The organism is Kitasatospora sp. NPDC051705, assembly GCF_044453265.1.
GTDB lineage: Bacteria > Actinomycetota > Actinomycetes > Streptomycetales > Streptomycetaceae > Kitasatospora.
Window position 1 is genome coordinate 1 of record NZ_JBITCO010000024.1, and the last position, 24,601, is coordinate 24,601.

24 protein-coding genes are annotated in these 24,601 nt (G+C 74.7%); 10 read left to right on the forward strand and 14 right to left on the reverse strand.

Translation table 11 applies throughout. The annotated features are described in order from the left end of the window. Window positions 1-164: 164 nt before the first annotated feature. From ACIA8Q_RS25690 to ACIA8Q_RS25735, 10 genes are all read right to left on the reverse strand, one after another. Entirely contained in the window at window positions 165-776 is a 612-nt protein-coding gene (locus tag ACIA8Q_RS25690) for a hypothetical protein (RefSeq protein ID WP_360218415.1), read from the reverse strand. After that, window positions 773-1,447 carry a hypothetical protein gene (locus ACIA8Q_RS25695; RefSeq protein ID WP_360218413.1) on the reverse strand — a complete coding sequence of 225 codons (675 nt, stop codon included), beginning with the start codon at window positions 1,445-1,447 and terminating at the stop codon, window positions 773-775. The genes ACIA8Q_RS25690 and ACIA8Q_RS25695 overlap by 4 nt, the downstream gene beginning before the upstream one ends. Further along, the gene (locus ACIA8Q_RS25700; RefSeq protein WP_360218411.1) at window positions 1,437-2,756 is read right to left on the reverse strand and encodes a putative T7SS-secreted protein; all 1,320 of its coding nucleotides are present in this window, start codon (window positions 2,754-2,756) and stop codon (window positions 1,437-1,439) included. Before ACIA8Q_RS25700 ends, ACIA8Q_RS25695 begins: the two co-directional genes overlap by 11 nt. Next, the gene (locus ACIA8Q_RS25705; protein ID WP_396317742.1) at window positions 2,753-3,049 is read right to left on the reverse strand and encodes a hypothetical protein; all 297 of its coding nucleotides are present in this window, start codon (window positions 3,047-3,049) and stop codon (window positions 2,753-2,755) included. The genes ACIA8Q_RS25700 and ACIA8Q_RS25705 overlap by 4 nt, the downstream gene beginning before the upstream one ends. 300 nt (window positions 3,050-3,349) lie before the next feature. Then, on the reverse strand, window positions 3,350-3,670 hold the full coding sequence (locus ACIA8Q_RS25710; RefSeq protein WP_360218405.1) for a multidrug efflux SMR transporter: 321 nt from the start codon (window positions 3,668-3,670) through the stop codon (window positions 3,350-3,352). A gap of 4 nt (window positions 3,671-3,674) precedes the next feature. Further along, a complete protein-coding gene (locus tag ACIA8Q_RS25715) occupies window positions 3,675-4,373 on the reverse strand; it encodes an HAD family hydrolase (RefSeq protein ID WP_387901747.1) in 699 nt (232 codons plus the stop codon). Window positions 4,374-4,521: 148 nt separating this feature from the next. Continuing rightward, window positions 4,522-5,604, reverse strand: coding sequence for an ABC transporter ATP-binding protein (locus ACIA8Q_RS25720; protein ID WP_360218399.1), 1,083 nt, complete (start codon window positions 5,602-5,604; stop codon window positions 4,522-4,524). A 67-nt stretch (window positions 5,605-5,671) separates the two neighbouring features. Beyond that, on the reverse strand, window positions 5,672-6,481 hold the full coding sequence (locus ACIA8Q_RS25725; protein WP_387901877.1) for an ABC transporter permease: 810 nt from the start codon (window positions 6,479-6,481) through the stop codon (window positions 5,672-5,674). Then, complete coding sequence (locus tag ACIA8Q_RS25730) at window positions 6,481-7,497, reverse strand: ABC transporter permease (protein WP_396317743.1); 1,017 nt, start codon at window positions 7,495-7,497, stop codon at window positions 6,481-6,483. Before ACIA8Q_RS25730 ends, ACIA8Q_RS25725 begins: the two co-directional genes overlap by 1 nt. Window positions 7,498-7,504: 7 nt before the next feature. Continuing rightward, window positions 7,505-8,668 (reverse strand): ABC transporter substrate-binding protein, encoded by a 1,164-nt coding sequence (locus tag ACIA8Q_RS25735; RefSeq protein ID WP_387901742.1) that lies wholly within the window; start codon window positions 8,666-8,668, stop codon window positions 7,505-7,507. A 349-nt stretch (window positions 8,669-9,017) separates the two neighbouring features. Here ACIA8Q_RS25735 and ACIA8Q_RS25740 point away from each other — a divergent pair, with 349 nt between their 5' ends. Continuing rightward, on the forward strand, window positions 9,018-9,842 hold the full coding sequence (locus tag ACIA8Q_RS25740; protein ID WP_360218390.1) for a GntR family transcriptional regulator: 825 nt from the start codon (window positions 9,018-9,020) through the stop codon (window positions 9,840-9,842). 95 nt (window positions 9,843-9,937) lie between these two features. On the opposite strand, the gene ACIA8Q_RS25745 is transcribed toward ACIA8Q_RS25740, so the two are convergent. Then, window positions 9,938-11,512 (reverse strand): TauD/TfdA family dioxygenase, encoded by a 1,575-nt coding sequence (locus ACIA8Q_RS25745; RefSeq protein WP_360218387.1) that lies wholly within the window; start codon window positions 11,510-11,512, stop codon window positions 9,938-9,940. A gap of 184 nt (window positions 11,513-11,696) precedes the next feature. On the opposite strand from ACIA8Q_RS25745, the gene ACIA8Q_RS25750 reads away from it, so the two are divergent. The 3 genes from ACIA8Q_RS25750 (at window position 11,697) to ACIA8Q_RS25760 (ending at window position 14,775) form a co-directional block, all read left to right on the forward strand. Further along, window positions 11,697-12,323, forward strand: coding sequence for a hypothetical protein (locus tag ACIA8Q_RS25750; RefSeq protein WP_396317744.1), 627 nt, complete (start codon window positions 11,697-11,699; stop codon window positions 12,321-12,323). Beyond that, window positions 12,320-12,997 (forward strand): hypothetical protein, encoded by a 678-nt coding sequence (locus tag ACIA8Q_RS25755; protein ID WP_396317745.1) that lies wholly within the window; start codon window positions 12,320-12,322, stop codon window positions 12,995-12,997. Before ACIA8Q_RS25750 ends, ACIA8Q_RS25755 begins: the two co-directional genes overlap by 4 nt. A 137-nt stretch (window positions 12,998-13,134) precedes the next feature. After that, window positions 13,135-14,775, forward strand: coding sequence for an amino acid permease (locus ACIA8Q_RS25760; protein WP_360218379.1), 1,641 nt, complete (start codon window positions 13,135-13,137; stop codon window positions 14,773-14,775). Between the two features lie 218 nt (window positions 14,776-14,993). On the opposite strand, the gene ACIA8Q_RS25765 is transcribed toward ACIA8Q_RS25760, so the two are convergent. Beyond that, a complete protein-coding gene (locus tag ACIA8Q_RS25765) occupies window positions 14,994-16,073 on the reverse strand; it encodes an aminotransferase class V-fold PLP-dependent enzyme (protein ID WP_360211673.1) in 1,080 nt (359 codons plus the stop codon). Between the two features lie 171 nt (window positions 16,074-16,244). Here ACIA8Q_RS25765 and ACIA8Q_RS25770 point away from each other — a divergent pair, with 171 nt between their 5' ends. The 6 genes from ACIA8Q_RS25770 to ACIA8Q_RS25795 all read left to right on the forward strand — a co-directional run bounded on the left by ACIA8Q_RS25770 (window position 16,245) and on the right by ACIA8Q_RS25795 (window position 22,079). Continuing rightward, window positions 16,245-17,336, forward strand: a complete 1,092-nt coding sequence (locus ACIA8Q_RS25770) for an amidohydrolase family protein (protein ID WP_360211675.1) — start codon at window positions 16,245-16,247, stop codon at window positions 17,334-17,336. A 147-nt stretch (window positions 17,337-17,483) separates the two neighbouring features. Beyond that, window positions 17,484-18,161 carry a uracil-DNA glycosylase gene (locus tag ACIA8Q_RS25775; protein ID WP_360211677.1) on the forward strand — a complete coding sequence of 226 codons (678 nt, stop codon included), beginning with the start codon at window positions 17,484-17,486 and terminating at the stop codon, window positions 18,159-18,161. A gap of 153 nt (window positions 18,162-18,314) precedes the next feature. Further along, window positions 18,315-19,346, forward strand: a complete 1,032-nt coding sequence (locus tag ACIA8Q_RS25780) for an SCO1860 family LAETG-anchored protein (protein ID WP_360211679.1) — start codon at window positions 18,315-18,317, stop codon at window positions 19,344-19,346. 198 nt (window positions 19,347-19,544) lie between these two features. Continuing rightward, on the forward strand, window positions 19,545-20,567 hold the full coding sequence (gene glnII, locus ACIA8Q_RS25785; protein ID WP_360211681.1) for a glutamine synthetase GlnII: 1,023 nt from the start codon (window positions 19,545-19,547) through the stop codon (window positions 20,565-20,567). Between the two features lie 121 nt (window positions 20,568-20,688). After that, on the forward strand, window positions 20,689-21,279 hold the full coding sequence (locus ACIA8Q_RS25790) for a hypothetical protein (protein WP_360211683.1): 591 nt from the start codon (window positions 20,689-20,691) through the stop codon (window positions 21,277-21,279). Further along, on the forward strand, window positions 21,276-22,079 hold the full coding sequence (locus tag ACIA8Q_RS25795; protein ID WP_360211685.1) for an MOSC domain-containing protein: 804 nt from the start codon (window positions 21,276-21,278) through the stop codon (window positions 22,077-22,079). The genes ACIA8Q_RS25790 and ACIA8Q_RS25795 overlap by 4 nt, the downstream gene beginning before the upstream one ends. A gap of 73 nt (window positions 22,080-22,152) precedes the next feature. On the opposite strand, the gene cobC is transcribed toward ACIA8Q_RS25795, so the two are convergent. Continuing rightward, window positions 22,153-23,199 (reverse strand): Rv2231c family pyridoxal phosphate-dependent protein CobC, encoded by a 1,047-nt coding sequence (cobC, locus tag ACIA8Q_RS25800; protein WP_360211687.1) that lies wholly within the window; start codon window positions 23,197-23,199, stop codon window positions 22,153-22,155. After that, entirely contained in the window at window positions 23,196-24,437 is a 1,242-nt protein-coding gene (locus ACIA8Q_RS25805) for a cobalamin biosynthesis protein (RefSeq protein WP_360211689.1), read from the reverse strand. Before ACIA8Q_RS25805 ends, cobC begins: the two co-directional genes overlap by 4 nt. Window positions 24,438-24,601 lie beyond the last annotated feature (164 nt).

Sequence of the window (24,601 nt, forward strand, 5' to 3'; positions counted from 1 at the left end):
GCGCCGGCGGCCCCCCCCCCCCACCGCCCCCCCCCCAACCCCCCCCCCGCCGGGGCCGGGGGGGGGCGGGGGGGCCCCGGGGGGGCGGGGGCGGCGGGCGCCCCCCCCCCCCCACCCCCCACGCTCGTGGCCCGCGTCGTGACGGAGTCCGGTGCCGACCGACGCTACCGGTCACGGTGTGAACGGCGGGCGAGGGTGCCGAGGCCGACCACCGTGAGGGCGGTGGTGAGCAGGACCGCGGTGGCCCAGAACAGGTCGGTGCCGAGGTCGATCTCCTCGGGCCGCTTCGGTCTCGCGGTGCCGTCGAGGGCGAGACGGACGGTGACCTGGTCGCCGACCCGCAGGGTCTGGACGCGCTGGTTGAGGCGCCCGCCGGGGACGGGGGTGCCGTCGGCGGTCACCAGGGCGTAGTCCCAGGAGGGGTTGCGGGTGCCCGGGGTGCGTTCCACGCCGGTGATGCGGGCGGTCACCGTCGGCCCGCTGCTCAGCACCACGTCGTCGCGGACGTTTCCCGCCGCGGCGGCGGCCACCAGGAGCACGAGCGGGGCGATCAGGGCGGCGAGGCAACCCGGGGTCCCGCCGGCGAGCCTGCCGAGGCCCGCCGACAGGCCGGCCGTGCACAGGAGCAGGACGCCCAGGCCGGCCGGCCAGCCGTGGGACCCGTAGGCGGCCGCGGTGGCGACGATCGACAGCGGTGCGGCCAGTGCGAGGACGATGGTCAGCCCGACGGAGCCGCGGCGGGGTCCGGGCCCGGGACGCGGGGCGGCGGCCGTCATCCGAAGGCCTGGCGGATGGTGTCCCACTGGTCGGGGGGCAGGGCGTCGCGGCTCTCGTCGCGGGGAGGGTGGAAGGAGATCCCGCGGAGGGCGGTGGCCAGGAGGGGCAGCCACTCGTCCCAGTGGTCGACGTCCTCGGTGGTGAAGACGGCGGCGACGACGTGCGGGCTCCACGGGTGGGGGAGGAGCAGTTCGAGCTGACGCACCGTGCTGACGGTGGACTCGGTCACCCCCCAGACCGCGCCGGGGACGGGGACGGCGACCTGGCGGGCGCTGAGGGCGGCGCGGCCGGCCGGGTGGTCGACGACCCCGACGTCGGCGCCGGGCCAGAGCTCGGCCAACTCCTCGGCCACGCGGGCGGGGTAGCTTCCGACCGGGCCCGTGTCCTCGGGGCGGAGGAAGACGGTGAGCACGCCGTGGAGGGGTTCGCCGTCCACGGCCCGGACCAGACAGCTGGAGACGTGGACGGCGCCCTCGCGCAGCTGGGCCTGCAGGGCGGTCTCGGCGGCGATCACCGCGCCGAGTTTCTGCTCGGCGCCGACGCCGGGGAAGAGGGTGTCCAGTCGTTCGGCCGAGCGGGCCATCCGGTCGCCGGGGTCCTCGTCGAGGTCGATGGCGGTGAAGCCCCCGGGCAGGGTGATCCAGAGCGGCGGGGTGGCCTCATCGTCCATATCCGGCCGCCCATCCGCCGAGGCCCAGCAGGTTGCCGACCGTGGACACGGTGCCGATGACGGCGTTGGCCTTCCCCCCGCCGACGGCGGTGCCGGCCGAGCCGAGGACGGTGTTGCCACCGGTGGTGTAGTTGACGGCGCTGGTGAGACCGTCGCTCGGGTCGTCCTGGGTGAGCGCGTACGCGGTCGGGGCGTTGAGCCCGGCGGTGGTGACGGCCTGGACGCCGTCGGAGACGTCCATCGCGGTGGCCTTGGAGACCCCGAGCTTGACGGCCGGCTTCTCGATCGCCGCGGTGAAGAGCGGGTTGGCGGGGTCGACGGCGCGGGCGGCGGCCCTGGTCTCGGTCGTTCCGGCGCTGATGGTCCCGCGCAGGCCCGCGCCGGTGAGGCGGGCCTCGCGGGCGGCGGTCACGCCCTTGGCGGCGACGCCCACCCCGGGGATCGCGCCGAGCACGTCGCCGCCGAGGGTCAGCCAGTTGCCGATGTTCTTCTGCGGCGGCCACAGCTGGCCCTTGGCGGCGTACTGGGTCGCGTGCGCGCCCGCGGCAGCGGCGCTCAGCAGGATGGCGGGCAGTGCGAAGGCGGGGAAGAAGATCGCCGCGATCCCGCAGACTCCGGCCGCGACGGTGAGCAGGTCGGCGCCGTGGTTCTTGAGCCAGTTGCCGACCTTGCTGAGCCAGCCGGGCTCCGGTGGGGCCTTGCTGTCGGCGGCCTTGCGGATGGCGTCGGCGGCGTGGCGGGCGTCCCGCTCGTGCCCTTCGGCGAGTTCGTGGGCCTGTCCCCTGATGCCGGCGAGGTCGGCGGTGGCGCCGGCGACGAGTGCCGCGGCCGCGTCGAGGTGGCCCTTCGCCGTGGTGTAGCGCTGTTCGGCGGCGGCGAGGCTCGCGTCGTCGGGGAAGGTCCGGCCGGCCAGCCGGAGGTCGGGGGCGGCGGCCGCGGTGGCGTGTTCCCGGTCGGCCTGCGCCTTCTGTTCCGTGGCGGCCTTGGCGGCGCGCTCCAGCTCGGCGGCCTTGGGCCGGTGCTCGTTGAGCGCCCGGTACCAGGCGTCGAGTGCCTGGTAGGCGGCGGTGATCGAGTCGGCGGCGTCCTGGAGGTACCCGGGGAGCTTGCCGAACTGGTCGGCGAAGGCCTTGGCGGCCTCTCCCGTCCACTGGCCCTGGTCGGCGGAGATCTGGGCGAGGGTGGTGTGGACGTCGATCAGGTGTTGGGAGACCCTGCGCAGGCTCCCGCTGAGGCCGGAGACGGCGGACGGCTCGCCCGGGGCGGGGTTGAAGCCGAGCCCGGACCAGTCGGGCGCGGGGGTGGTCACGACTGCCCGGTCGGGGTGAGCGCCTTGGTGATGCTCCGTTCGGTGCCGTCGTAGCCCTGCTGCACCTTCTCCAGGCCGCCGTCGAGCACCTTGACGCACTCGCGGACCTTCTTGAGGCCGTACTCCCAGGTGCTCTGGAAGTGCCCGCAGGCCTCGTCGAGGACGTCGTGGCCCAGCCCGCTGCGGCCCGCCTCCTTGAGGGCCTTCAGGCCCTGGTCGAGTTCGTCGCCGCAGCCCTTGAGGTCAGTGGCCAGTTTGGCGAGGAACTCCGTACTGACCGTGAAGTCGGCCATCTTCTCCCCCGGTGATCGCCGTGTCGGACCGGGTGAGCATAGTCGTGCTCCGCGGGCGGGCGAGGGGCTTCGGGGGCGGGTTCCGGCGGGTGTGACGGGATCTTTACGGGCCTTCGACGGAGCCTTTGCGTCCGCGGGGCCCGGGGTCCGTCGTGGGGGCGGGACGGGGCGGGACGGGACGGGCCGGGCCGGGGCGGGGCGTCGGGTGGTCCGGCGCCCCGCTCCGCCCCGGCCCCGGCCCCGGCCCCGGCCCGGGTCCGGTGCGGGCGGTTCAGCGGTGACGGGCCGTCACGTGGCCGGTCAGTGGCTGTTGCGGAGGTTGAGCACGACGACGCCGACGATCACCAGCGCGATCCCCAGCCACTGCAGGCGGCCCAGGGACTCGCCGAAGGCGACCACGCCGATCCCGGCGACCGCGGCCGTCCCGGCCCCCGACCAGACGGCGTAGGCGACCGAGACCGGGATGTGCTTGAGCGCCCGGCCGAGCAGGACGAAGGACAGCACGTAGCCGATCGCGACCCCGACGCTCGGCCAGAGGCGGGAGAACCCTTCGGTGAGCTTCAGGCAGCTGGTGGCGCAGACCTCGCTCACGATGGCGAGGGCGAGCAGGAGGTAGGGCATGGCGTCAGACGGCCCGGTCGGTGCCGAGCCGCCCGAGCAGCGCGAGGTCGGCCTGCTCGAGGCTGCCGAGCAGGGTGATCCGGGCGCCGTCCGGCATGGGCGTCGCGGTGGAGGGCACGGCGAGCACGGCGCAGCCGGCCGCGGAGGCGGAGGCGACCCCGGTGGGGGTGTCCTCGACGGCGACGCAGACGGTCGGGTCCAGGCCGAGCCGCTCGGCGGCGGCCAGGTACGGGTCCGGTGCGGGCTTGGTGCGCGGGGTGTCCTCGGCGGCGAGGGTGACGGCGAACCAGTCCCGGCCGATGGCGGAGAGCACCAGTTCGACCACCCGGCGCGGCGAGGCGGAGACCAGCGCGGTGGGCACCCGGGCGTCCCGCAGCGAGGCGAGCAGGGTGAGCGCGCCGGGGCGCGGGACCGTCTCGGCGGCGACCTTGCCGGCGAAGGACTCGCCGAGGCGGTCGGCGAGTTCGGCCTCGCTGAGGTCGGTGCCGCTGACCCTGTGCAGGTGGGCGGCGGTGTGCTCGACGGCCTGGCCGAGCACCTCGGGGGCGTCCTGGTCGGTGAGCGGGCGGTGCAGCTCCTCGGCGAGCTCGGCGGCGGCCTGCCACCAGAGCTGTTCGGTGTCGACCAGGGTGCCGTCCATGTCGAACAGGACGGCGGCGGGCAGGACGGTCCCGGGGGGCGTCCCGGGGGCGGTTTCAGGCATGGCGGTACCTTCGGTGGTCCATCGGGTGGCGGTACGAGGGTTTCAGACGGCCGCGCGGCGGGCCATCCGGCCCCCCGGTGGGGGCTCGGCGGGGCCGGGCCGGGGGCCGGGCGGCCCCGCGGTCGGGCGCAGCGGTCGGGCAGGTCGGTCAGGCGCGGCGGTCCACCAGCACCGGGCGCTCCGGCAGGGACAGCTCGGCGCGCGAGCCGGCCGGCAGGGCGGCGGTGGCCTCGGTGGGCAGGTCGGCCTTGACCTCGGTGCCGTCGTCGAGGCGGACGGTGAGCCGGGTGACGGCGCCCAGGAAGGAGGCGGCGACGACCAGCGCCGGGCCGTGCTCGGCCGGCGTCAGGGTGACGTTCTCCGGGCGGACCAGCACCTGCAGCTCGCCGTCGCCCGGCAGCTCGCCGTCCACGGCGTGCCGGCGGCCGAGCACCTCGACGCCGTCGGAGGTGCGGGTGCACGGGATGCGGCTCATGGTGCCGACGAACTCGGCGACGAAGGCGGTGGCCGGGCGGCCGTACAGCTCGGACGGCGTGGCGCACTGCTCCAGCCGGCCGGCGCGCAGCACCGCGACGCGGTCGGCCATCGACAGCGCCTCCTCCTGGTCGTGGGTGACGAACAGGGTGGTGATCCCCAGCTCCTGCTGGAGACGGCGGATCTCCTCGCGCAGCTGGAGCCGGACCTTGGCGTCCAGGGCGGACAACGGCTCGTCGAGCAGCAGGACGCGCGGCTGCAGGGCGAGCGCCCGGGCGAGCGCGATGCGCTGCTGCTGGCCGCCGGACATCTGGTGCGGGTAGTGCTCGGCGCGGTGCGGCAGGCCGACCAGTTCCAGCAGTTCCTGGGCGCGCTTGCGGCGGTCGGCCTTGCCGGCGCCGCGCATCCGCAGGCCGAAGGCGACGTTGTCCAGGGCGCTCAGGTGCGGGAAGAGGCTGTACGACTGGAAGACCATGCCGGCGTCGCGCTTGTGCGCGGGGATCGCGGTGATGTCCTGGCCGTCGACCAGGACCTCGCCCGAGTCGTGCTGCTCGAAGCCGGCCAGGATGCGCAGCGCGGTGGTCTTGCCGCAGCCGGAGGGGCCGAGGAGGGCGAGCAGTTCGCCGGGGTGGACGGTGAGGTCCAGGCCGTCCAGGGCCGTGGTGGTGCCGAACGCGCGGCGCAGCGAGCGGAACTCGACGGTGGCGCCGCCGGGGGCGAGCGCGACTCCGGCGACGGGGGCGGGGGCCGTGGTCATGGCTGGTAACTCCTGGAAGGCGTGGGGTGGTTCGGGGTTCCTCGGACAAGCCCTAGGGGGGTGGTGCCTAGGAGCGGGCGGCCTTGCGGCCGCGGCCCGCGGCGGACATCAGCAGCAGGACGACCCAGACGATCAGCAGGCTGAGCATCGAGACGGCGACGGACATCTGGCCGTCGCTCTTGCCGTTGGAGTTGATCCACACCGAGAAGGGGGCGAAGCCGAGGATGGAGGCGGTGGTGAACTCGCCGAGCACCAGGGCGACGGTGAGCACGGCCGCGTTCAGCAGCGCGCTGCGCAGGTTGGGCAGTACGACGGTGAACACGGCGCGCAGCCAGCCGGCGCCGCAGTTGCGGGCGGCCTCGACCAGGGTGGTGACGTCCACGCCGCGCAGGCCCGCGTCCAGCGCCCGGTAGGCGAACGGCAGGGCCATCAGCACGTAGGCGATGACCAGCACGATCGGGAAGGCCGGGTCCTGGATGGCCACGATGGTCTGGAAGAACGGGGTGTCCTGCAGGTAGTCCGGGCCCCAGCGCAGCACGCCGATGATGCCGGTGGTGAGCGCGACCACCGGGACGACCAGCGGCATCGAGCACATCACCTCGATCACCGGGCGCAGCTTCGGCGCGCCGAGCCGGGCCGCGAGCATCGCGGGGACGAGCAGGAGCAGCAGCACCGCCACGGTGACGCCGGCCAGTTCGAGGCTCAGCACCAGGCTGTCCGTGAAGCCGGGGGCGTTCAGCAGTTCGGTGTAGGCGCGGAAGGTGACCCCGCCCTTGGTGTCGTCGACGCTGAAGTACACCGACGCGGCCATCGGGACGGCGAAGTAGACGCCGCAGAGCAGCAGGACGAGGCCGCGGCCGGGACGGATGCGGTTGATCAGGCGAGCCACTTGGCACTCCGGCGCTGAAGGGGCAGGTACACGGCCATCACCAGGCAGGCGACCACGATCATGTCGAGGCCGAGGGCGAGGGCGAGGTTGCCCTGGCCGACCAGGACGTTGCCGGACAGCGCGTCGCCGATCTGCATCGAGATCAGCGGCACCGAGCTGCCGACCATGGCCTCGGCGGTGGCGTACGCGGCGAAGGAGGCGCCGAACAGCAGCACGAAGCCGCCGAGCAGCGAGGGCACCAGCACCGGCAGGGCCACGTGCCGCCAGTACTGCACGACGGTGGCGCCGTTGTTGTACGCCGCCTCGCGCCACTGCACCCGCAGGCCTTCCAAGGCGGGGGTGATGGTGATGACCATCAGCGGGACGAGGAAGTACAGGTAGACCACCGAGAGGCCGGAGAAGGTGTAGAGGTTCCAGCCGTGCTTGGTCAGGCGGAGCCGCTTGGTGACCTCGCCGGAGTTGCCGAGGGTGGCGACGAACATGAAGGCGAGCGGCACGCCGCCGAAGTTGGCGAGCACCCCGGAGGCGGAGAGCACGGCCTCGCGGAAGACCCGGAACCGGGAGGTGGCGACGGCCTGGGCCAGCGGCAGGCCGACCACGGTGGCGATCAGCGCGGTCAGCAGGGAGAGCTTGACGCTGCCCCACAGGGCGGTGAAGTAGGCGCCCTGGAGCGAACCGGTGAGGTTGTCGGTGGTGAAGGTGCCGCCGCCGTCGGGGGCGTCGGTGGAGGTGGTGAACGCGCCGATGGCGATCGCGACGGCGGGCAGTCCGAAGCCGATCACGAAGAACAGCAGCAGGGGCAGGGCGGCCAGCCAGGCCCGGCTGCGGCCGGCCCGGCCCCTGGCGGGGCGGGGGGACCGGCGCCCGGCGGCGGTCCCGGTGGTGGTCGTGGGGGCGGGGGCCGCCGTGGCGGCCGGGGAGCTGGGGGAGACGGGGCCGGGGGCGCCCCCGCCGCGCTGGGCGGCGGAGGCGCTGGCCGGCACCGGGGTGGGAGCCGTGGTCATCGTCAGGTCAGCCCGCGATCGCCTTGGCCCAGTTCTCGGTCACGACCTTCTTGGCCGCGTCGGTCTGGTCCGGGGTCGGGAAGGTGGTGAAGGGCTTCTCGACCGGCGGCAGCTTCGAGGCGGCGTCGGCGTCGAGGGTGCCGGCGGTCTTCATGGCGTCGAACAGGGCCGGGGTGGCGAAGCCGCCCATGAAGCCGTTCTGGCCGGCGGCGCTGTAGAGGTACTCCTCCCACAGGCGGGCGGCGGCCGGGTGCGGCGCGTCCTTGTTGATGGCCTGGTTGTAGTACTGGGCGTAGGAGCCGTCCGACGGGATGGCCACCTGCCAGTCGAGGCCCTTGTCCTTGAACTTCACGGCGTAGCCGGCGTTCAGGTACGACCAGTCGATGCTGATCGGGGTCTCGCCCTTCTCGATGGTCGCCGGGGTGACCTCGACCGGGTTGAAGTTCCCGGCCTGCTTCACCTTGCCGAAGAAGTCGATGCCGGGCTGGATGTTGTCCAGCGAGCCGCCGTTGGCGAGGGCCGCGGCGTAGACGGCGCCGAACGCGGCACCGGCCTTGGTCGGGTTGCCGTTCAGGGCGACCATGCCCTTGTACTCGGGCTTGAGCAGGTCGGCGAAGGTCTTCGGGCAGGCGGCGACCTTCTTGGCGTCGCAGCCGATCGACATGTAGCCGCCGTAGTCGTTGTAGCTCAGACCGTTGGCGTCCTTCATGGTGGCCGGGATCTTGTCGAAGTCGACGACCTTGTAGGGGGCCAGCAGGCCCTGCTTGCCGGCGCTGATCGCGAAGGCGGAGCCGAGGTCGACGACGTCGGGGGCGCGGTCCTGGCCCTTGCGGGAGGTGATCGCGTTGATCTCGTCCTGGCTGGAGCCGTCCGGGTTCTCGTCCTCGATCTCGATGCCGTACTTCGCCTTGAAGTCGTCCATCAGCTTGCCGTAGTTCGCCCAGTCGCGGGGCAGCGTGATGACGTGCAGCTTGCCCTCCTTCTTGGCGGCGGCGACCAGGGCGTCCATCCCGCCGAAGTCGGCGATCGAGGTGGCGGTCTTGGCGCTCTTGCCGCCCGCGGCGTCGCCGGACTTCGCGGAGGAGCCGGCGGAACCGCAGGCGGTGAGGGACAGCGCAGCGGCGGTCAGGACGGCCGCGAAGGCGGCGGAACGGGCGCGGTGCACGGACACGGGTCAGTCTCCTGAGAAGGGGGAACTGCAGGGGGTGTCTTGATCGGGGGATCTGGCGAGTGGCCGTCCGGGTGCGGGGGGTGAGCCGCCCGGAGCCGTCCCGGACTGCCGTTCGAGGCCGTCCGAGTTGACTAGCCAACTTCGCTGACGGAGGTAAGTACGCCGGAGTCCGGTGACGGGAAGGTGAACGGACGGCCCAGAACCGGGGTCGGCTGCGGGAACGGTGGAATCCGGCCACCGGAGCGTGATCCGTTCGGTGCGATGCTTCGAAGGCGCAGCCGGATAGGGTCGGCCTGTCCGCGCCGGCACGGTTGCGCAGGACACCGCCCCAGGAGGGACATTGACTGACGTGGCACTTGAGCCCGAGCGCCCCGCGGCCGAGCAGCGCCCCGCCCCCGAGCGGCGGCCCGCCGCGACCGGGGACCGTGCGTCCGGCGCCCTGTACCGGAAGGTGGCCGCCGACCTGCGCGAGGCCATCACCACCGGCGCGTTCGGCGAGGCCGGGCGCCTGCCCGCCGAGGGCGCCCTCGCCGAGCAGTACGGCGTCTCCCGCGGCACCGTCCGCCAGGCGCTCGCCGTCCTGCGCTCCGACGGGCTGGTCACCTCCCGCCGCGGCACCCGGCGGGTGGTGCTGGGCGGCGCCCGGGTGCAGAGCTTCTCCGAGCTGCTCAGCTTCACGCACTGGGCCTACTCGATGGGCGAGGAGCCCGGCGGCATCCTGGACTCGCTGGTCCGCCGCCCGGCGGACGCCGCCGAGCGCGAGCAGCTGCGCCTGGAGCCCGGCGCCGACGTGTACGTGACGGTCCGCCTGCGGACCCTCTCCGGCGCGCCGGTGATGGTCGAGCGGACGGTCTACCCGCCGCGGGTCGGCGAGATCGTCGCCGAGCTGCCGCCGGACGTCGTCTCGCACACCGAGGTCCTGCGCGAGCACGGCATCCTGTTCACCGACGCCGACCACACCATCGACATCGTGGCCGCCAACGCCGAGGACGCCCGGCTGCTGGGCTGCCGGCGCGGCAGCCCGCTGCTGCGCGAGCGGCGGCGCACCACGGACCCGACCGGCACGCCGGTGGAGTGGTCCCAGGACCGCTACCTGCCCGGGACGGTGGCCTTCAGCGTGCACAACTCGCTGGCCACGTCGGCGCTCTCGCGGCACGCCCGGGAAGGGGACTGAGCCCCCTCCCGGGCGACGGCCGGGCGGTCGGGCCGTGCACCCGGCGCATCAGCGTGCGGGCGCACCGCCACCCGGGTGCGTCGCGGGCACCGGCGTCAGCGCATCAGGGCGGCGAGCAGCGGGCGGTAGTGGTCGAAGCCGGGCGTCCCGGCGCCGGCCACCTTCGCCTGCTCGTCCCAGCGGCGGACGGCCACCGCGTCGGCCGCGCCGGGCAGTTCGGCGAAGGCGGCGGCCTGCGGGCCGTCCATCGGGCCGCCCTGGACGGTGAGGGTGTACTCGGACGCCTCGGACAGCCGCTCCCGGTAGCCCGGCTCGACCGCGCACAGGTAGCGCTTGGCGGCGACGTGCAGCCGGACCGGCTCCGTCACCTCCGGGCCGAACCACTGTGCCAGCCAGTCGGCACCGGTGTCGCTGTGCCGGTTGTCCCGCCCCTCCATCAGGTCCCGCCCGTGCAGGGTGCCCCGGAAGTGGCCGAGGTCGTGCAGCAGTGCGGCGGCGACCAGGTGCTCCGGCGCGCCGGCCGCCTCCGCCGCGGCGGCGGCCTGCAGCATGTGCTCGGCCATGGTGACCTCCTCGCCCAGGTACTCCCCGGCACCCTCGTCGGCGAACAGGGCGGCGATCGCGTCCAGTGCGGCGGAGCGGCGGTGCAGCACGGCGAGGGTGCTGGCGAGCGAGTCCAGGTCGGCGTAGCAGCCCTGGAGGTGCCGGTGGCCGTCCTGCCGGAAGGCCGTCCGGGCGTGCAGCAGGCGGGTGTTGTCGAAGACCAGGCAGTCGCCGGGGCCGAGCCGGAAGGCGAGCTGCAGCTCGGGGCGCAGGGTGATCGCGGCGAACCGGCGGTACGCGGCGTAGAAGGCCTCCCGGTCGCCGACGCGCAGGGTGCCGATCGAGCGGTTGTTGAAGCGCACCTCGCGGATCCGGCCGAGCGCGTCCACGTCGATCAGCGGGCGGTCGGCGCGCAGCTCGGTGCGGCGGTCGCGGAAGACGAAGGGGACGGGTGTGCCGGTCAGCAGGGCGAAGTCGGCCGGTGACTCCGCGCGCAGCACGGCGGCCGCCTTGAACCCGTCGACCAGGCCGGAGTCGCCGCCGGTCGCCGAGTTCTCGAGGCAGTGCAGCAGCTGGAGCGTCGGCACCGGGTCGCGGTAGGGGTTGTCGGTGTGCGGGGCGATGGCGGCGCTGGTGAAGGCGAGGTTGTTCGGGTCCGGCTCGACCCGGACGTCGAACAGTTCGCCGTAGTTGGTGACCCGGACGTACCCGAAGCTCTCGGCGACCCGCAGGACCTGTCCCTCCACCGCGGGCACCCCGCGCAGCACGGCGAACCCGCTGTGCCGGACGGCGGCGAGGACGGCGGCCCGTTCGGCGGGGTCGGTCAGGTACTCCTCCCAGCCGGCCTCCGGGATGCCGCGGGCGAAGTCCGCCGCCGCCCAGAGCCGCTTGCCCTCCTCCGTCCGCCCGTCGCCGTGGTCGGTCTCCCCGAGCCAGGCCAGCGGGTAGCGCGACCGGTGCCCGTCCGACCAGAGCACCTCGAGGTCCGGACCGATCTCCTTGCTCGCGGCGATGGTCAGGTCCTCCGGCAGGTCGCCGACCCGGAACAGCTTCTGTCCGTTGCGGTGGTCCCGGCACTCGGTGCACGGGCAGTTGTCGCGCAGCCAGTAGGGCGGCAGCTCGGACATGGTGGTCTCCTCCTCGACGGTGGCCCAGCGGGCAAAGTTGTATAGCCAACTTTGCCCGTCGGCCTGGAGCCTGCCGCCCTTCGGTGAGTTCTGCGTGCCCGCCGGGTGAACGGCCGGGGAACTGTCCGTCGAGACCGTCCCCAAATCCCTTGCGCCCATCGCCCCGACCTGGTCGGATGTGCCGGTGCTCGATCAAGATCAGAATCCGGCCGAGGCCCTGGTGGACGTCACCCCGGCCGCTCCGCCCCTCCCCGCCGCCCCCCGCTCCCGCCGTCGGCTCTGGCTGACCCTGGCGGCGCTCGGCGTCGCCGCCGTCACCACCGCCGCGGTCGCCCTCGCCGACAACATCGCCGCCTTCGGCGAGTACCGCTACGAGCAGCCCGGGGAGTTCCTCGGGCTCCCCGGCGTCCCCGTGGACCAGGTGGTCAAGGCGTCGCCCCAGCTGCGCGACGTGAAGGTCGGCGGCTACCAGGCCGCGGACAAGTCCCGGAGCGTCGTCCTCACCGTCCGCGAGCTGCCCACCCTCGCCCCCTCGGGGCAGATCGACAGCGTGATCTCCGAGGCGACCAGGAACCTCCCCGTCGCGGACCTGCACGAGATCGACCCGGGCCCCCGCGGCGGCGTCCTGAAGTGCGGCCACACCACCGCGATCAGGAAGGCCGGCAAGGCCCAGGACGTCGGCTTCTGCGCCTGGGTCGACGGCAGCATGTGGGCCGTCTACGTCGAGCACATCGAGGACGTCACGATCACCGCGGAGAAGCTGGCCGACGACGTCCGCGCGTTCCGCGCGCTCGCCGAGGTGAAGGCATGACGACCGAGCCGACCGACCCGACCGGCGAGCCCGGCGCGTCCGACCGGACCGCGCCGCCCGGCGGGCAGCAGGGAGTCGCCGACGCCGACCTCGTCGTCGACGTCACGCCCGCCGCCCCGCAGCCGCGCTCCCGCCGCACGCTCTGGCTGACCGTCGCGGCCGTCCTCGTCCTCGGCGCCGGCGGCTTCGGCGTCGCCTTCGCCGACAACTTCGCGAACCTGGGCGCGTACGCGTACAGCGCGCCGAAGGAGTTCGACGGACTGGCACTCGTTCCGAAGGCGTCGGTGACCAGGAGGAGCCTCCGTGCGGGCTCCGAGTCCGGGGTCTCGGTCACCAACTACCGCAGCGCCGACGAGGAACGGGTCGTCATCGTCACCGTCTACGAGAAGCACATCTTCACGCCCTCCTCGGAACTCGACGACCTCCTGGCCCGTCAGCGCGCCAGCGGGGCGACCGTCACCGACCTGCACGACGTCGACCCCGGCGAACGCGGCGGTGTGATGAAGTGCGGCAACACCGACGACGACGGCCAGCAGCTCGGCTTCTGCGACTGGTCCGACGGCAGCATGTGGGCCACCTACCAGGAGGCGGTCCGGGACACCACCGTCGCGCCCGACACCGCCGCCTCCCACGCCCGAGCGTTCCGCGCGCTCGCCGAGGTGCCCTCCTCGTGACCTGAGTCGGACCGGCCCCGGGCCCGGCGCGGCCGTTCGGGTGAGGCGGCGGGCCCGGGGCGCGTCTCGCGGCGGGGGAGCCGTGCCACTGCGGCACTGTCGGGGTGGATTCCCCTGACGTGAGAGGCGATCGGCCCATGGCTCATCCCACTACTGAGGCCCCGACGGGTTCGGGGCACACCGGACTCAAACGCGAAGTCGGCGTGATCGGGCTGCTCTGGGCCTCGGTCGGGGCGATCATCGGCTCCGGCTGGCTGTTCGGGGCGCAGAAGGCCGCGGTGGCGGCGGGCCCCGCGGCGCTGGTGTCGTGGGGGGTCGGCGCGCTGGCGATCATCCTGCTGGCGCTGGTGCACGCCGAGCTGGGCGGGCTGTTCCCCGTGGCGGGCGGCACCGCACGCTACCCGCACTACGCCTTCGGCGGCTTCGCCGGGATGTCCTTCGGCTGGTTCACCTGGCTGCAGGCGGCGACCATCGCACCGATCGAGGTGCAGGCGATGATCAACTACGCCCAGCACTGGTCCTGGGCGGACGGCCTGCTGAACGAGAACCTGACCCTCACCGGCACCGGCTTCGTCGTCGCGGCCGCGCTGATGGGGCTCTTCGTCGCGATCAACTTCCTCGGTGTCCGGCTCCTCGCGCACACCAACAGCGTGGCCACGGTGTGGAAGGTCGCCATCCCCGTCCTGACCATCTTCGCGCTCGGGTTCACCGAGTTCCACGGCTCCAACTTCAGCGTGCACGGCTTCGCGCCGGAGGGTGCCAAGGGCGTGCTCGCCGCGATCAGCACCAGCGGGGTGATCTTCGCCCTGCTCGGCTTCGAACAGGCCATCCAGTGGGCCGGCGAGAGCCGCAACCCCCGCCGGGACATCCCGCGGGCCGTCCTCGGCTCGGTCGTCATCGGCACGATCGTCTACGTCATGCTGCAGGTGGTCTTCATCGGCGCGCTGCCCCCGGAGACCTTCGCCGGCGGCTGGGGGACGCTCACCTACCCCGGCATCAGCGGGCCCTTCGCGGGCCTGTCGACGCTGATCGGGCTGGGCTGGCTGGCCACCCTGCTCTTCATCGACGCGATCATCTCGCCGGCCGGCACCGGCCTGGTCTACATCACCTCCAGCTCCCGGGTGACGTACGGCCTGAGCCGCAACGGCTACGCGCCGCAGGCGCTGCAGTACACCGACAAGCGCTCGGTGCCCTGGCTCGGCCTGATCATCGCCTGGGTCGCCGGCGTGATCTGCTTCCTGCCCTTCCCGAGCTGGCAGCGGCTGGTCGGGTTCATCACCTCGGCCGTCGTGCTGATGTACGCGGGCGCGCCGCTGGCCTTCGGCGTGCTGCGCAAGCGGCTGCCGTCGATGGAGCGCTCGTACCACCTGCCCGGCGGCACGATCATCTCGCCGCTGGCCTTCGTGGTGGCCAGCCTGGTCATCTACTGGTCGGGCTGGGACACCCTGTGGCGGCTCGGCCTGGCGATCGTCATCGGCTACGCGCTGCTCGGCGGGTACTCGGTGTACGCCGCGCGGACCGGGGTCCCGAACGCGCCGCGGATGGACTTCCGGGCGGGGCAGTGGCTGCCGGTCTACCTGGTCGGCATGGGTCTGATCTCCTGGCAGGGCACCTTCGGCGAGGGCGCCCGGGGCAACCTGCCGCTCTGGTGGGACATCCTCGTCGTGGTGGTGTTCTCGCTGGTGATCTACTACTGGGCGCTGGCGATCGCGCTGCCGGCGGAGGAGATCGAGCGGAACATCCGCGGCGTCGAGGTGGTGGACGCGGGCGGGCACTGAGCCGACGCGGCGCGGCGGCCCCCCGGGCCCCCACCCCCGGGGCCCCCCCCCGGGCGGCCCCCGGGGGCCGTCCAGGGGTGGGCGGCGGCGAGGGGGCGGCCGGGGGGGGGGAGCGCGCGGCCCAGCGGCGGCGCGGGGGGGGGGGCCGGGGGCGGGCCCGGACCCGCCGCGGCGGGGGGGGCGCGGGGGCCGGCGCCCCGGGGGCCGCCGCGCGTGCGTCACACGGCGGCCGTCCAGGCCTCCCCGGCGGCGGCGAGGGCGGGGGCCGCCGCGGCGCCGGTGGCGGCGGCGAGGGCGGTCAGGCAGGCCAGGACGGTGTCCAGCGAGGCGGCCGCCCCGTAGTGGTTGACGCGCAGCATCGACGCCGCGAGCGCGCCGCCGCCCGGCTGGAGGGGCAGGGCCGGCTCGAGCCGGGCGGCGAGGGCGGTGGCGTCGACGCCGTCCGGGGTGCGAAGGGTGGTGGCGACGGGGGCGGCGTGGGCGTCGTCCGGGACGAACGGGCTGAGGGTGCCGAGGGCGCGGACGCCGGCCCGGGTGGCGGCGGAGGCGGCGCGGTGGCGGGCGATCACGGCGGGCAGGCCGTCTGCGGCGATGCGGTCGAGGCAGGCGCCGAGCGCGAGCATCTCCAACTGGGCCGGGGCGTGCGGGAGCACGGTGCGTCCGGCGTCCGTCCAGCGCTCCTTCCAGTCCAGCAGGGAGAGGTAGGAGCGGCGCGGTGCGGCCGGGTTGGCGGCGATCCGCTCCCAGGCGCGCCCGGACACCGAGACCGCGGAGACCCCGGCGGGGCCGCCCATGGCCTTCTGCCCGCCGATCACGCAGAGGTCGACGCCCCACTCGTCGGTGAGCAGCGGCTCGGCGGCGACGGAGGCCACCGCGTCCAGCATCAGCAGGGCGCCGTGCTCGCGGACGACGGCCGCGATCTCCGCGACCGGGTTGGTGTTGCCGGTGGCGGCCTCCGCGTGGACCAGGGAGACGAAGTCGATCTCCGGGTGGGCCTCCAGCGCCCCGGCCACCTGCTGCGCGCTCACCGCGCCGTGGAAGGGGACGGCGAGGTCGACGACCTCGGCCCCGCAGGAGCGCAGCCAGCCGCCGAAGGTCTGCCCGTACGGGCCGGTGACGATGTTGAGCGCGGTGGAGCCCGGGTGCGCGGCGCCGCGGATCGCCGCTTCCAGCGGCAGCAGGGCCTCGCCCTGGGTGACGATGACGTCGGCGCCGGTGTGCAGCAGCGCGGCCACCTTGTCCTCGATCGCGGCGAAGTCGGCGGCGCCGAGCGGGGGGAGGTCGAGGAAGGCGCTCATGCTCCCGCCCCGCTTCGCTCGGCAGGGGCGTTCGCCCGTGCGCGCCTTTCCATGAATCGCTCGCTGCGCTCGCTCACGTCGCGGGGCCTCTCACACGGGTGGTTGGGACGGGAACGAGTCTGCCGCATGCGCACCGGTCACGGGGAACGCCCCCGTCGGTAGAGTGCGGCCATGAGCGATGGCGCGGTGCTGCACGTGCGGGGTCGGGTGCTGGTCGGTCCGGAGGACGTCCGGGACGAACTCTGGGTGGTGGACGGCCGGGTGAGCTTCACCCGCCCGCCCGGTGCCGAGGACGTCCGGACGGTGACCGGATGGGTGCTGCCCGGCCTGGTGGACGCCCACTGCCACGTCGGCCTGGACGCGCACGGCGCCGTCGACGCGGAGACCAGCGAGAAGCAGGCGCTCACCGACCGGGACGCCGGCACCCTGCTGATCCGCGACGCCGGCTCGGCCGCCGACACCCGCTGGATCGACGAGCGCGAGGACCTGCCGCGGATCATCCGGGCCGGCCGGCACATCGCCCGCACCCGCCGCTACATCCGCAACTACGCGCACGAGATCGAGCCCGGGGACCTCGCCGCGTACGTGCGGGCGGAGGCCCGGCGCGGCGACGGCTGGGTCAAGCTGGTCGGCGACTGGATCGACCGCGAGCGCGGGGACCTGGCCGCCTGCTGGCCGGGCGACGCGCTGGTCGAGGCGATCGCGGCGGCGCACGAGGAGGGTGCGCGGGTCACGGCGCACTGCTTCGCCGCCGAGTCGCTGCCGGACCTGCTGGCGGCCGGTATCGACTGCGTCGAGCACGCCACCGGGCTGACCGAGGAGCTGATCCCGGTCTTCGCCGAGCGCGGGGTCGCCATCGTCCCGACGCTGGTCAACATCGCGACCTTCCCGGGCCTGGCGGCGGGCGGCGAGGCCCGGTTCCCGGCCTGGGCGGCCCACATGCGGCGGCTGCACGAGCGCCGGTACGACACCGTGGGCGCGGCGCGCGACGCGGGCGTCCCGATCTTCGTCGGCACGGACGCGGGCGGCTCGCTCGCGCACGGGCTGGTCGCCGACGAGGTGGCGGAGCTGGTGAAGGCCGGGCTGAGCCCGGCCGAGGCGCTGTCGGCGGCGAGTTGGGGCGCCCGGGAGTGGCTGGGGAGGCCGGGGCTGGAGGAGGGCGCGCCGGCGGACCTCGTGGTGTACGGGGAGGACCCGAGGGCGGACGTCCGGGTGCTCGCCGACCCGCGGCTGGTGGTGCTGCGCGGGCGGCCCGTCGGGTAGGGCGGGTCCGACGACCGCCGCCGGGTGTGCGACGCGACCGGCCGGGCCCTCCCGGGGGCCGCGGCGCCGCCCGCGCCCGCGGCGGTCCTGGCCCCGGCATGATCATCCGCTGAACGCGCTGTCGGGGTAGGCCGATAGGGTGCCGTCATGGCACCGCGTCCACTGAACGAGATCGTCGAGCCCGGTTGGGCCACCGCCCTGGAGCCCGTCGCCGGGCGGGTCGCCGCCATGGGCGACTTCCTGCGCGCCGAGCTGGCCGCCGGCCGCACCTACCTGCCGTCCGGGCCGAACGTGCTGCGGGCCTTCCAGCAGCCCTTCGCCGACGTGCGGGTGCTGATCGTCGGGCAGGACCCGTACCCGACCCCGGGCCACGCCGTGGGGCTGAGCTTCTCGGTGGCGCCGGAGGTCCGGCCCGTCCCGGCGAGCCTGATCAACATCTTCCAGGAGTACGGCACCGACCTCGGCCTCCCGCAGCCGTCCAACGGTGACCTCACCCCGTGGACGCGGCAGGGCGTGCTGCTGCTCAACCGTGCGCTGACCACCGCGCCGCGCAAACCCGCCGCGCACCGCGGCAAGGGCTGGGAGGAGGTCACCGAGCAGGCGATCCGGGCGCTGACGGCGCGCGGCGGCCCGCTGGTGGCGATCCTGTGGGGGCGCGACGCCCGCAACCTGCGGCCGCTGCTCGGGGAGGTGCCGGCGATCGAGTCGGCGCACCCGAGCCCGTACTCGGCCAGTGGCGGCTTCTTCGGGTCGCGGCCGTTCAGCCGGGCGAACGAGCTGCTGGCGCGGCAGGGGGCGCAGCCGGTGGACTGGCGGCTGCCGTAGGGCGTGTCCCGGGCGGGCAGGTCCTGACAGAGTCCGGTCATCTGCGAACGTCGATCTCACTCCAACGGGTGAAATGGCGTTCTGTGTCACTCATATGACGGATCGTTTGAGAAGACTGGCGGCTCATCCTTTCAGCCCTGTGGGGGTACCGCCATGTCTGCTCGCCGAATCGTTTCCGCAGTCGCCGTCGCCGGAGTCTGCACCCTGCTCACCGTCCCGCCCGCCCAGGCCGCCCCGACGGCGCCCGCGCCCACCCCGTCACCCGGCAGGGCGCGGGCCGTCACCGCGGAGCTCGACCTGGACGTCAGCCTGCTGAACAAGGCCGTGGACGTCCCGGTGAACATCGCGCTCAACAAGGTCGAGACACCCGCACAGCGGACGGCCTCCCCGCGGCCCGTCACCGGCGGCGGTTCGATGCTCACCGCCACGGTGGACGGCGTCGACCAGCAGGGCCCGGTCACCCTGGTCAAGGCCGACGTCGGCACCTCCGTGGTGCGGGCCGACGCCCGGGGCACCGCCGCCTCCGTCAAGCTGGTCAACGCCGACGTGCACGCCCCCGGTCTGCCCGCCACCGCCCTGCTCGGCCTGGAGGCGATGAGCGCCGAGGCGACCTGCCCGGTCGACGGGCAGCCGACCGCCGAGGTCGTCGCCCCCGTCCGGCTGACGGTGCTCGGCAAGCCCGTCACCGTCGGCCTCTACGGCCCGACCAAGGTGGACGTGCCGCTGGTCGGCAGCGTGTCGGTGGAGTTCTCCAAGCGGACCACCACCTCGACCACCGCCGCCGCCTCCGCGCTGGAGGTGCGGGTGGAGGTGAACCCGCTGAACCTGAACGTCGCCAAGGTCACCGGCACGGTCACCGTCGCCTCGGTGAGCTGTGAGAAGCCCACCGCACCGCCCGCCACCCCGACCCCCACCGCCACGGCCGCGCCCACCACGGACGCCCCCGTCACCGCCGGGCCGACCACCGCTCCCGCCGTCCAGCCGGTCGCCGACACCACCACGGGCGCGGCCGCTCCCCGGAGCGCCCCGGCGAGCACCGGCAGGCCCGCCGAGGGCCTGGCCACCACCGGCGGCGGCAGCGCCACCGGCCCGCTGGCCGCCGGGGCCGCCGCGCTGGTCGCCGGCGGGGCGGGCGCCCTGTGGGCCACCCGGCGCCGCCGCGCCGCGCACGCCCGCCGGCACTGACCGACCGGGCCGGGCGGCGGGGCCGCCGCCCGGTGGCACCACGGGCCGCGGGAGTGCCGGGCCCGGCACTCCCGCACCGTAACCGTGCCGACGCGGACGGTTGGTTCACATGCGCGTTACACGAGAGGAACAACCGGGAAACGGCGGCTTGCGACGCTACGCGGGCACCCACCACCCAGCAATGCGAGGTACACCGCCGTGGCAATCAAGGCCGAGTACATCTGGATCGACGGCACCAAGCCGACCGCGAAGCTCCGTTCCAAGACTCGCGTCCTGCCCAACGCCGACAAGATCCCCACCTGGGGCTTCGACGGCTCCTCCACCAACCAGGCGGAGGGTCACGCGTCGGACCGCGTGCTGGAGCCGGTGAAGGTCGTCAAGGACCCGATCCGCGGCGGTGACAACATCCTCGTCCTGTGCGAGGTCCTGGAGACGGACGGCACCCCGCACGAGTCCAACACCCGCGCCCTGCTGCGCGAGGTCGAGGAGAAGTACACCGCGCAGGAGTCGATCTTCGGCATCGAGCAGGAGTACACCTTCTTCAAGGGCTCCCGCCCGCTCGGCTTCCCCGAGGGCGGCTTCCCGGCCCCGCAGGGCGGCTACTACTGCGGCGTCGGCGCCGAGGAGGTCTTCGGCCGCGAGATCGTCGAGCTGCACCTCGACCGCTGCATCGACGCCGGCCTGGCGATCTGCGGCATCAACGCCGAGGTCATGCCCGGCCAGTGGGAGTTCCAGATCGGCCCGGTCGACGCCCTGACCGTCTCCGACGACCTGTGGATCGCGCGCTACCTGCTCTACCGCACCGCCGAGGAGTTCGGCATCGACGCCACCCTCGACGCCAAGCCGGCCAGGGGCGACTGGAACGGTGCGGGCGCGCACACCAACTTCTCCACCAAGGCGATGCGCGAGGGCTACGAGGCCATCATCACCGCCTGCGAGTCGCTCGGCGCCTCGCAGGAGAAGGTCCTGGAGCACGTCAGCCAGTACGGCGACGACATCCAGTCCCGCCTGACCGGCAAGCACGAGACCGCCCCGTGGAACGTCTACAGCTACGGCGTGTCCAACCGCGGCGCCTCGGTCCGCATCCCGTGGCAGGTCGAGGTGGAGCAGAAGGGCTACATCGAGGACCGCCGCCCGAACGCGAACGTCGACCCCTACGTCGTCACCCGCCTCCTGATCAACACCTGCTGCGAAGCGCTGGAGAAGGCCGGCCAGGTCTGATCCGCCGCTCCCCGAGCAACCCGCCGGGCCTCCCCTCCACGCGAGGGGAGGCCCGGCCTCGTTCCGCCCCGGCCGTGACAAATTGGTGGCGAACCTCCGGGGGCCGCAACACAATTCACCCATGACACGGCCCCTGCTGCTCCTCGACGTGGACGGACCGCTCAATCCGTACGCCGCGCCGGCCACCCGCCGGCCGGACGGCTACGACACCCACCGGATGCTGCCCCCGTCGTGGCTGGCGCGCCGCCCGCCGTGGTCCGAGCGGCGGGTGCGGTCGCTGCGGGTCTGGCTGAACCCGGCACACGGGCCGGAGTTGCTGGCCCTGCCGTACGAACTGGTCTGGGCGACCACCTGGATGGACGAGGCGAACACCTACATAGCCCCCCTGATCGGCCTGCCCGAACTCCCCTACATCCGGTGGACGGAGGTCTTCGGCGCGGATCCGGACGGCCTGCACTGGAAGACCCGGGACGTGGTGGCCTGGGCGGCCGGGCGGCCCTTCGTCTGGGTGGACGACGAACTCGGCCCGCAGGACGCCGAGTGGATCGCCGCCCACCACCCCGGTCCGGCGCTCGCCCTCCACGTCAACCCCCGGATCGGCCTGCGCGCGGGCGACTTCGCGACCCTGCGGGACTGGGCGGCCGGTGACGGGGCGCTCGGCGGCGGGGTGGACGGCGGCGGGGCGGTCGGCGGAGGGGCGGCCGGCCGGTGATCGGGACGGTCGAACGGCTGCGGCGCTACCCGGTGAAGTCGCTGCTGGGGGAGGAGCTCGGCGGGTCCGTCGAGGTGACCGCGCGCGGCCTGGCCGGGGACCGCGGCCGCGCCCTGCTGGACGTCGCGACCGGCCGGGTCGCCAGCGCCAAGAACCCGCGCCGGTGGGCCGGACTGCTCGACTACACCGCGACGGCCACCGCGGGCGGCGGCGTGGCCGTCACCGGTCCGGACGGGCGGCCGGTGGACGAGGCGGAGCTGTCCGAGGCGCTCGGCCGCAAGGTCGTGCTGATCGCCGACCGGCCGCCCGGCGCGGCGATCGAGCGGGCGGTGCCCGAGGAGGTGCTGGCGCGCGGCGTCGCGGCCGAGGTCGAGGTCACCGTCAACGAGTTGGGCCGTGCCGCGCCGGAGGGCACCTTCTTCGACTTCGCCCCCGTGCACCTGATCACCACGGCCACGCTCGCCGCGACCGGCACCGGCGGGGAGGCGGAGCGCTACCGCCCGAACCTGGTGATCCGCGTCGAGGGCGAGGGCTACGTCGAGAACGCCTGGGTGGGGCGGGAGTTGGCGATCGGCCCGACGCTGCGGCTGCGCGTCCTGGTGCCGACCCCGCGCTGCGCCGTCCCCACCCTGCGGCACGGCCCACTGCCCCGCCGCACCGCGGCCCTGCGGGTGCCCGCCGAGCAGAACCGGCTGGTCCCGCTGGAGGGCATGCCCGCGCTGCCCTGCGCCGGGGTGTACGCGCAGGTGCTGGTGCCCGGGCGGATCGGGCCGGGCGACGCGGTAGGGCTGGTGGGTTAGGGCTGGTGGCGGAGAGCCTGGCTGCGTCGGGGCGTCGGGGTACGGGACCGGGGGAGCGGCCCGGGTCGGCGGCTCAGGCCTCGGTGAGCACCGCGGCGAGCGCGTCCAGGAAGCGGTCGGTGGTGGCCTCGTCCCGGACGGCGATGCGCAGCCACTCCTCGCCCAGCCCGGGGAAGGTGTCCCCGCGCCGGACCGCGAAGCCGTGCGCGCGCAGCCGCTCCCGGACGGCCGCCGCGCCCGGCAGCCGCACCAGCACGAAGGACGCGGCCGGCTCGCCGTACATCCGCACGGACGGGAACGCGGCCAGGCCCTTGCACAGGTGGGCGCGCCACAGCGCCAGTTCGGCGGCGGCCCGCTCCGCCTCGGCCAGTGCCGCCGCGGTGCTGCAGGCCTCGGCGGCCGCGAGGGCCGGGGTGGAGACCGGCCAGAGCGGCTGGGCGGCGCCGAGCGCGGCGATCAGCGGGGCCGGCCCGAGCACGTAGCCGATCCGCAGTCCGGCCAGGCCCCAGGTCTTGGTGAGGCTGCGCAGGACGACGACCCGTCCGGGCAGCCCGCGGGCGGCGGCGAGGGACTCCCGCTCGCCCGGCACGGTGTCCATGAACGCCTCGTCCACCACGAGGGTGCGCCCGGGCCGGGCGAGGGCGGCGACGGCCTCGGCGGGGTGCAGGACGGAGGTCGGGTTGGTCGGGTTGCCGAGCACGACGAGGTCGGCCTCCTCGGGCACGGCGCCCAGCCGGAACCCGTCCCCGGGGGAGAGCAGCACCCGGTGCACCCGGTGCCCGGCGTCCCGCAGCGCCGCCTCCGGCTCGGTGAACTGCGGGTGCACCACGGCGATGTGACGTGCCATCAGGACGCGCGCCAGCAGGACGAAGGCCTCGGCGGCCCCGGAGGTGAGCAGCACCTCGTTCGCCGGCCGCCGGTGCCGGGCGGCCACCGCGGCGCGGGCGGCGCCCTGGTCGGGGTAGGCGGCGAGGTCGCCGAGGGTGGCCGCGAGGCGCTCGCGCAGCCAGGCCGGCGGCGTGCCGGTGCGGACGTTGACGGCCAGGTCGACCAGGCCGAGCCCGTCGGCGCGCACCTCGGCGTCACCGTGGTGGCGCAGGTCGGGTTCGGTCGCGGTCACGCGGGGTCTCCTTGCGGGTGGCCGGGCAGGCCGGGGACGCGGTGGACGTCGTACGGGCCGGGCGGGACGGCGAGCCCGGTGCCGTCGCCGAGTGCGACCAGGGCGACGGCCTGTCCGAGCGAGGCGAGGTCGACGGCCGTCCGGGCGTGGTCCCCGGCGGTGATCCGCCGGGTGCCGGGCCGCAGCAGTCCGGCGATCGACTCGACTGCTCCGACGGCCTCGACGGGGCCCACGACGCTGTGGGCGCGCCGCAGTTCGGCCGCCGCGCGCGGCACCAGGAGGTCCGGTTCCCCGGGGCCGAGGCCGACCAGGGCGAGCCGCCCGCGCACCGCGGACCGCGCGACCGCGACCGTCGCCAGGGCCGACTTCCGCTTGGCGACGACGAGTTCACCGCCGGGCGCGCTGGCCAGTGCCGCCGCCTCGGCGACGCTGGGGGTGCCGACGGCCGCCCCGACCAGGTCGGAGGGGTTCGGCACCGCCACCGTGGCCAGGACGTCCGCCGGGTGTTCGTCCACGGGGACGGAGCCGAGGCAGAACGCCGCCCAGCGCACCGCCGGGTGGTCCGCCTTGCCCGTCACCGTCGCCAGCCGGGCGACCGACCCGCGGGACAGGCCCGCGTCCCGGAGCGCGTCCAGCAGCAGCCGGATCACCTCGGTCTGCTCGGCGCGGGCGCCCGCGCCGACCCCGACGACGAGGCTGCGCGGCTGCGTCGGGAGCCCGCCCTCGGCCGGGCGGGTCCGGTCGCCGTGCTGCTGGTCGCCGTGGTGCTGGTCGCGGTGCTGCCGGGCGCCGTGCTGCTGGTCGCCGTGCCGCCGGTCGGTCTGGCGCAGGCCGGAGGCGGGGGGTGCGTCGGCGGGTGCGTCGCCGCCGGCCGGAGCCGGCGTGCCGGTCAGGACCGCCCGCACGCCCAGCAGCGCGGCCAGTTCCACCGCCAGCTCCTCGGCACCGGTGTCGCGCCTGGTCAGCGGGACGGCGTACCGCAGGTCGAGGTCCAGGCTGACCAGGCCGGGGCGGCGCCGGCCTGGCGGGAGGCCGTCCGCGTACAGCCGCACGGTAACGGCTACGGGGGCGAGGCAGACCACCAGGTCGTGCCGGTCCAGGGCGTACGCCAGGGCCTCGGTCGGGCCGAAGCAGGCGGAGACGCGGGCCTGGTGGATGCGGGTGGTGTCGGGCCAGGCGGCGTGGATCTCCTCGGCCAGCAGGCGTCCGGACGCGCCGAGGGCGACCAGTCCGATCACGTACCGCTCTCCTTCGTCCCGGGGGCAGGATCCGCCGGGCGGGCCCGAGCCCCCGTGATCCCACCACGCCCGGGCGGAACGGGTCAATCCGGACGACTGTGACGTCGACCGCCCGCGGGCGGCAGGTGTTCGTCTGTTCTTCACCTGCCTTGTGCCGTACACGA

What these genes read in the sequence shown, in the direction of transcription:
- ACIA8Q_RS25690 (WP_360218415.1), bottom strand. Translation starts at nt 776, where the DNA reads ATGACGGCCGCCGCCCCGCGTCCCGGGCCCGGACCCCGCCGCGGCTCC.
- ACIA8Q_RS25695 (WP_360218413.1), bottom strand. Translation starts at nt 1,447, where the DNA reads ATGGACGATGAGGCCACCCCGCCGCTCTGGATCACCCTGCCCGGGGGC.
- ACIA8Q_RS25705 (WP_396317742.1), bottom strand. Translation starts at nt 3,049, where the DNA reads ATGGCCGACTTCACGGTCAGTACGGAGTTCCTCGCCAAACTGGCCACT.
- ACIA8Q_RS25710 (WP_360218405.1), bottom strand. Translation starts at nt 3,670, where the DNA reads ATGCCCTACCTCCTGCTCGCCCTCGCCATCGTGAGCGAGGTCTGCGCC.
- ACIA8Q_RS25715 (WP_387901747.1), bottom strand. Translation starts at nt 4,373, where the DNA reads ATGCCTGAAACCGCCCCCGGGACGCCCCCCGGGACCGTCCTGCCCGCC.
- ACIA8Q_RS25720 (WP_360218399.1), bottom strand. Translation starts at nt 5,604, where the DNA reads ATGACCACGGCCCCCGCCCCCGTCGCCGGAGTCGCGCTCGCCCCCGGC.
- ACIA8Q_RS25730 (WP_396317743.1), bottom strand. Translation starts at nt 7,497, where the DNA reads ATGACCACGGCTCCCACCCCGGTGCCGGCCAGCGCCTCCGCCGCCCAG.
- ACIA8Q_RS25745 (WP_360218387.1), bottom strand. Translation starts at nt 11,512, where the DNA reads ATGTCCGAGCTGCCGCCCTACTGGCTGCGCGACAACTGCCCGTGCACC.
- ACIA8Q_RS25755 (WP_396317745.1), top strand. Translation starts at nt 12,320, where the DNA reads ATGACGACCGAGCCGACCGACCCGACCGGCGAGCCCGGCGCGTCCGAC.
- ACIA8Q_RS25760 (WP_360218379.1), top strand. Translation starts at nt 13,135, where the DNA reads ATGGCTCATCCCACTACTGAGGCCCCGACGGGTTCGGGGCACACCGGA.
- ACIA8Q_RS25765 (WP_360211673.1), bottom strand. Translation starts at nt 16,073, where the DNA reads ATGAGCGCCTTCCTCGACCTCCCCCCGCTCGGCGCCGCCGACTTCGCC.
- ACIA8Q_RS25770 (WP_360211675.1), top strand. Translation starts at nt 16,245, where the DNA reads ATGAGCGATGGCGCGGTGCTGCACGTGCGGGGTCGGGTGCTGGTCGGT.
- ACIA8Q_RS25775 (WP_360211677.1), top strand. Translation starts at nt 17,484, where the DNA reads ATGGCACCGCGTCCACTGAACGAGATCGTCGAGCCCGGTTGGGCCACC.
- ACIA8Q_RS25780 (WP_360211679.1), top strand. Translation starts at nt 18,315, where the DNA reads ATGTCTGCTCGCCGAATCGTTTCCGCAGTCGCCGTCGCCGGAGTCTGC.
- ACIA8Q_RS25790 (WP_360211683.1), top strand. Translation starts at nt 20,689, where the DNA reads ATGACACGGCCCCTGCTGCTCCTCGACGTGGACGGACCGCTCAATCCG.